General features: G+C 73.2%; 6 protein-coding genes. 4 read left to right on the forward strand and 2 right to left on the reverse strand.

From position 1 onward, the window contains the following. Window positions 1-4: 4 nt before the first annotated feature. Window positions 5-1,816 carry a glycerophosphodiester phosphodiesterase family protein gene (locus tag ABZ193_RS34635; protein ID WP_354712843.1) on the forward strand — a complete coding sequence of 604 codons (1,812 nt, stop codon included), beginning with the start codon at window positions 5-7 and terminating at the stop codon, window positions 1,814-1,816. Window positions 1,817-1,874: 58 nt separating this feature from the next. Beyond that, window positions 1,875-2,672: a crotonase/enoyl-CoA hydratase family protein gene (locus ABZ193_RS34640; protein ID WP_354712844.1), complete on the forward strand. Its 798-nt coding sequence runs from the start codon at window positions 1,875-1,877 to the stop codon at window positions 2,670-2,672. A gap of 171 nt (window positions 2,673-2,843) precedes the next feature. On the opposite strand, the gene ABZ193_RS34645 is transcribed toward ABZ193_RS34640, so the two are convergent. Beyond that, window positions 2,844-3,764 carry an NAD-dependent epimerase/dehydratase family protein gene (locus tag ABZ193_RS34645; RefSeq protein ID WP_354712845.1) on the reverse strand — a complete coding sequence of 307 codons (921 nt, stop codon included), beginning with the start codon at window positions 3,762-3,764 and terminating at the stop codon, window positions 2,844-2,846. Continuing rightward, window positions 3,761-4,177, reverse strand: a complete 417-nt coding sequence (locus ABZ193_RS34650; protein ID WP_020422925.1) for a MerR family transcriptional regulator — start codon at window positions 4,175-4,177, stop codon at window positions 3,761-3,763. The genes ABZ193_RS34645 and ABZ193_RS34650 overlap by 4 nt, the downstream gene beginning before the upstream one ends. Window positions 4,178-4,228: 51 nt before the next feature. Between ABZ193_RS34650 and ABZ193_RS34655 the strand changes: the two genes are divergently transcribed. After that, window positions 4,229-5,305: an isocitrate/isopropylmalate family dehydrogenase gene (locus tag ABZ193_RS34655; protein ID WP_354712846.1), complete on the forward strand. Its 1,077-nt coding sequence runs from the start codon at window positions 4,229-4,231 to the stop codon at window positions 5,303-5,305. A gap of 87 nt (window positions 5,306-5,392) precedes the next feature. Beyond that, window positions 5,393-6,985: a tannase/feruloyl esterase family alpha/beta hydrolase gene (locus ABZ193_RS34660; protein WP_354712847.1), complete on the forward strand. Its 1,593-nt coding sequence runs from the start codon at window positions 5,393-5,395 to the stop codon at window positions 6,983-6,985. Window positions 6,986-7,236 lie beyond the last annotated feature (251 nt).

Consider the following 7,236-nt stretch of genomic DNA (forward strand, 5'->3'; position numbering starts at 1 on the left):
CCGCATGAGACGCACTCCCCACCGGTGGACGGCGGCCGCGCTCGCGCTCGGCCTCGCCGCCGCACTCGTCCCCACCCTCGCCGCCGCCGCGCCCGGCGACGTCGTCGTCCGCGAATCCTTCGACAGCGGCGCGCTGCCCGCCGGGTGGACGCCGGTCGCCGGCACCTGGCAGGTCAGCGGCGGCGAGCTGACCAACACCGCGCCCGGCACGCTGTCCCGGATCACCTTCGGCACGCACCTGGAGGACTTCCGCGCCGAGGCCACCATCCGGTTCGACTCGGTGACCAACTCCAGCCGCTGGGCCGGCATCGTGCTCGACACCGCGCCCGGCGGGGCCGTGCCGTGGAGCCAGGCGGTCATGCGGTCGGCCTCCACCGCAACCAACGGCATCGAGTTCGCCCAGCGCACCGAGGCGAACACCTGGAACGTCACCGACACCGCCGCCGCGCCGTACGACGCGGGCACCGGGCGCGACGTCCGGGTGGCGATCGAGGTGCACGGCAGCCGCGCGAGCTGGAGCTTCGACGGCAAGACGGTCCTGACCACGACCAAGCTGCGGCGCAGCGCGTCGGGCGTGTTCGGGTTCATCGCCGACGGCGCGAAGATCAGCGTCGACGACGTGGTGGTCACCCAACTCGAACCGCTGCCGGTGACCCAGCCGGACGGTGCCCTGCCGCTCACGGTCGCGCACCGCGGCTACTCCGCGGTCGCGCCAGAGAACACCCTCGCCGCCGTCGAGGCGGGGATCCGCGCCGGCGCCGAGTACGTGGAGATCGACGCGCAGACCACCCGCGACGGCGTGCCGGTGGTCATGCACGACAACACCGTCGACCGGACCACCCCGGGCACCGGCGACATCTCGACGCTGACCGCCGCTCAGGTCACCGCGCTGGACGCGGGGTCGTGGTTCTCGCCCGCGTTCGCCGGGCAGAAGGTGCCGACGCTCGGGCAGGTGCTGGACCTGGTCCGCACCAGCGGATCGACGCTGCTGCTGGAGATCAAGGGCCCGGAGACCCGCGCGGAGACCACGCGGATCCTGGACGAGGTGCGCAGCCGCGGCATGGCGCGGCAGGTGCTGGTGCAGAGCTTCGACGAGCAGGTCCTGCGGGACGCGCGGGCGGCCGCGCCGGAGATCCCGCTGGGGCTGCTGCGGGGCGCGGTGGACGCCGATCCGGTGGCGACGGCGAAGGCGTTCGGGGTGGTGACGTACAACCCGTCCGCCGCCGCGCTGCTGACGCGTCCGGACGCGGTGTCCCAGCTGAACTCCGCCGGGATCGCCGTGATGCCCTACACGGTGAACGACGCCGCGACCTGGCGGAAGCTGGCCGACGCCGGGGTGGACGCGATCATCACCGACCGGGCGGGCGAGCTCGCCGGCTGGCGGTCGGGCCACGCGGCGCCGTCCGTGTCGCTCTCGGTGCCGGGCGAGCTGCGACGGTACGTGCCGGCGCCGGTCGCGGTGTCGGCGCGGGACGCCTCGTCGGTCTCGGTGACGCTGGACGGGACGCGGATCGACCCGGCGGTGCCGCTGGACCCGCGCTCGCTGGCCGCCGGCGCGCACGAACTGGTCGCCACCGCGACCGGCCCGGGCGGGACGGCTTCGGCGTCGGCGAAGTTCGAGGTCGTGGTCGACGTGACGGGCGTGCGGGTGCTGGTCGCCGAGGCCGGTGCGCGCCCGGAGGAGACCGCGACGATCCTGCGCCACCTGGACGCCGGGCGCTTCGACCAGGCCGCCGACGCGGTGCGCCGGGCCGGATTCGCGCCGGAGCTGGAGCGGATCCTGCTGGCGGACCTCGCGTTGATCGCGAGTCGCTGAGGCCTGGGGTGGCGGGGCGATCTTGTCCCCGCCACCCCGTCCGGGTGAGACTGGCGCGGTGGATCGCGTGCGCATCGAGATCAGTCAAGGCGTCGCCGACGTGCGGCTCAACCGCGCCGACAAGCGCAACGCGCTGGACCCGGCGATGTTCGCGGCCCTGGTGCGGGCGGGCGAACGGCTGAAGACCGAGCCGGGGTTGCGGGCGGTCGTGCTCTCCGGCGAAGGGCCGGACTTCTGCGCCGGCCTGGACTTCGCGGCCTTCCAGGCGATGCGCTCCGGCGACCGGATCAGCGCCGACGTCGACCTGCCGCCCGCCGACGGCCCGGCCAAGGCGACCGGGCAGCGCGCCGCCTACGTGTGGACCGAGCTGCCGGTGCCGGTGATCGCCGCGATCACCGGGCACGCCCTGGGCGGCGGGCTGCAGGTGGCGCTGGGCGCGGACATCCGGATCGTCGCGCCGGACGCGAAGCTGTCGGTGCTGGAGATCAAGTGGGGGCTGATCCCGGACATGACCGGCACGCAGGTGCTGCCCGAGCTGGTCGGCCGGGACGTGGCGAAGGAGCTGACCTTCACGGGACGGATCGTGAACGGCGCCGAGGCGGTCTCGCTCGGCCTGGCGACGCGCGTGGCCGACGACCCGCGGGCGGAGGCGCTGGAGCTGGCCCGGTCGATCGCCGGGCGCAGCCCCGACGCGGTCCGCGCGGCGAAGCGCCTGCTGGACCTGCCGCGCGACCACGAGGCCGGGTTCGCGGCGGAGCAGCGGGAGATCACCGCGCTGATCGGCAGCCCGAACCAGGTCGAGGCGGTGACCGCGTCGTTCGAGAAGCGGCCGCCACGCTTCACCGACCCGGCCTGAACCGCGAGTCCCACACCCCGGCGCGCGAGTTCCACGCTCACGCCCGGGCTCCACGCTCAGGCCCACAGGACCCACACCCACGCACCCAGGCCCCACGCCCGTGCCCGCCGCGCCCCGTCGACCCGGGCGAACACCCCAGCCGCGCACACTGCCCGGTCCACGGCTCCGGCCTCAGCCCCGGAGCAGGCCCGACCGCCGCAGGCTCTCCGCCGTCTCGCGGATGGTCGTCGCGGGGTCGCGGGGTACCCAGCCCAGGACCTCCCGCGCCTTGTCCGTGCGGATCACCGGCACCTCGGCCTCGCCAGGAGCCTCGCGCACCGGCACGCCCAGCAGCTCGGCGATCTGCGCGAAGCTCATCGCCGGCCCGCTGCTCACGAGGAACCGCTCGCCGGCGGCCGACGGCGCGGTCATCGCGCGCACGTGCGCGTCGGCCACGTCGCGGACGTCGACCACGCCGAAGTACGACCTCGGCACCACCGGCATCGTCCCCTCCAGCATCGCCTTGATCAGGCCGGTCGAGGTGGACAGCCGGGGGCTCAGCACCGGCCCGAAGATGCCGGTCGGGTTGATCACCGCCAGCTCCGGCCGGCCGTCGCGCGCGTAGTCCCACGCCGCCCGCTCCGCGACGGCCTTCGACTTCACGTACGCGGTGTTGTCGTCCGCCGGGTCGGTCCAGTCGGTCTCGTCGTAGAAGCCGCGGGTCGTGCCGCTGTATCCGACGGCGGCGAACGACGAGGTCAGCACCACGCGCCGCACCCTCGCGTCCCGGGCGGCGCGAAGCACCCGCACCGCGCCGTCCCGCGCCGGGCGGATCACCTCGTCCTCGTCGGCCGGGTCGTCGGCCGGGAACGGGGAGGCGACGTGCAGCACGTACTCGCAGCCGTCGGCCGCCTCCGCCCAGCCCGCGTCGCTGTCCAGGGTGGCGACGGCGAACTCGGGGTCCCCGCCGACCGCCTCGCGCACCTCCCCGGCCCGATCAGTCGACCGGACCGTCGTCCGCACGGCCCACCCGTCGCGCAGCAGGCGGGCGATGACGTGCGTGCCGACGAACCCCGTCCCGCCCGTGACCAGGACGGGGCCGCGCGCGGTCACTTCAGCCGGGGCAGCAGGCCCCGGATCTCGTCGACGGCCCGTTCTTCGGCGGCCGCATCACCGCGGTCCCGCGCGTCCCACAGCTCGGCCTTGAGCCGCAGGTAGTCGCGGCGCACCCGCAGCCGCTCGATCTCGGCGTCCAGCCGTTCGACGTTGCGGGCGAACAGGTCACGCTGCTCGGCCGGGTCGCCGCCGTCGAGGTGGCGCAGGTAGACCCGCATGTCGGCCAGGCTCATGCCGGTCGAGCGGAGGCAGCCGAGCGCCTCGATGGTCTCGACCAGCTCGGGCGGGTACCGGCGGTGCCCGCTGGACTCGTCGCGGTCGACCGGCCCGATCAGGCCGATCTTCTCGTAGTAGCGCAGGGTGGGTTCCGGCAGTCCGCTGCGCCGGGAGACCTCCTGGATCGTGCTCATACCGGCCAGTGTCGGATAGTTGAAGCGCTTGAAGTCAAGGGAAGGGCTGACATGACGCAGGACACGTACCGCCTCGGGGTGATGGACGGGGACGGCATCGGGCCGGAGATCGTGCCGGCGGCGGTCCGCGTGGTGGACGCGGCGGCGCAGGAACTCGACATCGAATGGGTGCCGCTGCCGGTGGGCCGATCGGCGATCGACGAGTTCGGCACTCCCCTGCCGGATTTCACGGTCGAGGCGCTGTCCGGTGTGGACGGCTGGCTGCTCGGCCCGCACGACAACGCGTCCTACCCGGAGCCGCACCGCTCACGGCTCAACCCGAGCGGGTTCCTGCGCAAGCACTTCGACCTGTTCGCCAACATCCGCCCGGCCAGGGCGTTCGACGGGGCGCGAGCGCTGGTCCCGGGCACCGACCTGGTGATCGTGCGGGAGAACACCCAAGGTTTCTACGCCGACCGCAACACCTTCGCCGGGGCTGGCGAGTTCATGCCGACGCCGGACGTGGCGATCGCGCACGCGATCTTCACGCGCGAGTCGGTGGAGCGGATCGCGCACGAGGCGTTCCGGCTGGCGCGGCAACGGCGGCGCCGGGTGACGGTGGTGCACAAGGCGAACGTCCTGCGGCTGACCAGCGGATTGTTCCTGGACGTGTGCCGCGAGGTGGCGCGGCAGTACCCGGACGTCGAGGTCGGCGACGCGCACATCGACGCGATGGCCGCCGCCCTGGTGCGGCGCGCGCCGGAGTTCGACGTGATCGTCACGGAGAACATGTTCGGCGACATCCTGTCCGACCTGACCGCGGAGATCGCGGGCTCGCTCGGCATCGCCCCGTCGGTGAACGTGTCGGCGACGCGCGGGATGGCGCAGGCGACGCACGGTTCCGCGCCGGACATCGCGGGGCGGGACGTGGCGAACCCGGTGGCGATGATCCTGTCGGCCGCGATGCTGCTGGAGTGGCTGGGCGAGCGCCACGACGACCCGGCGCCGGCCCGGGTCGCGAGCACCATCCGCGAGGCGGTCGCCGACACGATCCGCGGCGGCGTGACGACACCGGACCTCGGCGGCTCGGCAGGCACTCGAGCGTTCACCGACGCCGTGGTGGTGTCGATCAAGCACATGACGGGCTGACCGACGCTGTGGTCCGCCGACATGGTGGACCGTCCCGGGCGCTGCCTACCCTGGCGATCTCGCAACGGTGCGCAGGGAGGATCGCCCATGAGAAGGTCTGTTGCCGTGCTCGTCCCGGCGCTGGCGGCCGCGGCACTCGCGGCGCCGGCGCAGGCGGATCCGGCCGCGTCGTGCGCCGGGCTGGCGGGGCTCGCGATCCCGGCCGCCGCGATCGGCCTGCCGACCAGCGGCGGCACGGTGACGTCGGCCCAGGTCACGGGCACCTACTGCCAGGTGGACGCGGCGCTGCACCCGGTCGACCCGGCGGCGCCGGACATCCAGATGCGCGTCGCGTTGCCCGCGGAGTGGAACGGCAAGGCGCTGATGTTCGGCGGCGGCGGTTACAACGGCACGATCCCGAACGTGGCGGGCAACGTCCCGTTCGGACCGGTCGGCGGGCCTACTCCCCTGGCGCGGGGTTATGCGACCTTCGCGAGCGACTCCGGTCACCAAGCCTCGCCGGCGCACGTCCCGGCGACCTCGCTCGACGGCTCGTTCGGGGTGAACGACGAGGCGGTGCGCAACTTCTCGGGCGACGCGCTGAAGAAGACCCGTGATGCCGCGATGTTCCTGATCGCCGAGCGGTATTCGGCGCGCCCGTCGCACAGTTATTTCGCGGGCGGCTCGACCGGTGGCCGTGAGGCGCTGGCCGTGGCGCAACGGTGGCCCGCGGATTTCGACGGCGTGATCTCGGCGTACCCGGCGTGGAACGCGGCGAGCCTGGACCTGTTCTTCGGTTACGAGGCGCAGGTGCTGTCCCAGCCCGGCGCGTTCCCCAATCCCGCCAAGCAAACCTTGTTGTACCGCAGTGTCATTCAGGCCTGCGACAGCCTCGACGGCCTGCGCGACGGCGTGATCTCGAACGAGCCCGGTTGCCGGTTCGACCCGCGGTCGTTGCGCTGCCCCGACGGCGCGGACACGGGCGACACGTGCCTGTCGGACGCGCAGATCCGTGCGGTGAAGGCGATTTCGTCTCCGCTGCGGTGGAACTACCACCTGGACAGCGGCGAGCGCGGCTACCCGGGTTTCCCGTTCCTGTCCGGCGCCGCGATGACCACCCCGCTGCTCGGCATGGGCACGGTGGCCCCCACCACCCCGATGCCGACCGCCGCTGGTTACGGTGTCCAGTTCTGGGACCAGTGGGTGCGGTACTTCGTGACCCGCGACCCCGGCTTCGACGCCCTGTCGGTGGATCCGCGCCACCCGGGCCCGTGGCGGGAGCGGATCGCCGAGCTGGCCGGGCTGCAGGACGTGAACAACCCGGACCTGAGCCGGTTCGCCCGGGCCGGCGGCAAACTCCTGCTGCTGCACGGAACAGCGGACGAGCTGGTCAGCCACCGGTCTACAGTGGACTACTTCGAGCGGGTGGAGCGCACACTGGGCAAGCGGGCGACGGACGCCTTCGCGAGGTTCTATCTCATCCCCGGCGCGAACCACGCGAACGTGAGCGCGGCCTTCCCCGCCGCATGGGATTCGCTGACCGCACTGGAAAACTGGGCTGAACACCGGGAGGCGCCCGTCGACCCGGTGGTCACCGACGCCACCACCGGCCGAGCCCGCCCACTGTGCGAATACCCGGCCTGGCCCCGCTACCGGGGAGGCGACCCGGCCGCAGCGGCAAGCTTCACCTGCACCGGGTGATCTTCGCACCCAACCCGAGCCGGGTGGTCATCCCGTCGCCTGCCCGAGCGGCGAGGACTCTCTTTTGATCTTTTTCCTGCGCTTCGCGCAGGGGCGCCTCACGGCGCTCGGAAGGTCACCTTACGACCACCCCCGCCCCCTCTCCCTGAGTGTGTGTCAGTCGCCGAGCAGCCGTGTCAAGGCGGGAAAGCGTGCCTTGACACGGCTGGTCGGCGACTAAAGATCGGCTGTGGATCGGGGGCGGGGGAGGT

It is taken from the genome of Amycolatopsis sp. NPDC006125 (assembly GCF_040614195.1).
Lineage (GTDB): Bacteria > Actinomycetota > Actinomycetes > Mycobacteriales > Pseudonocardiaceae > Amycolatopsis_E > Amycolatopsis_E tucumanensis.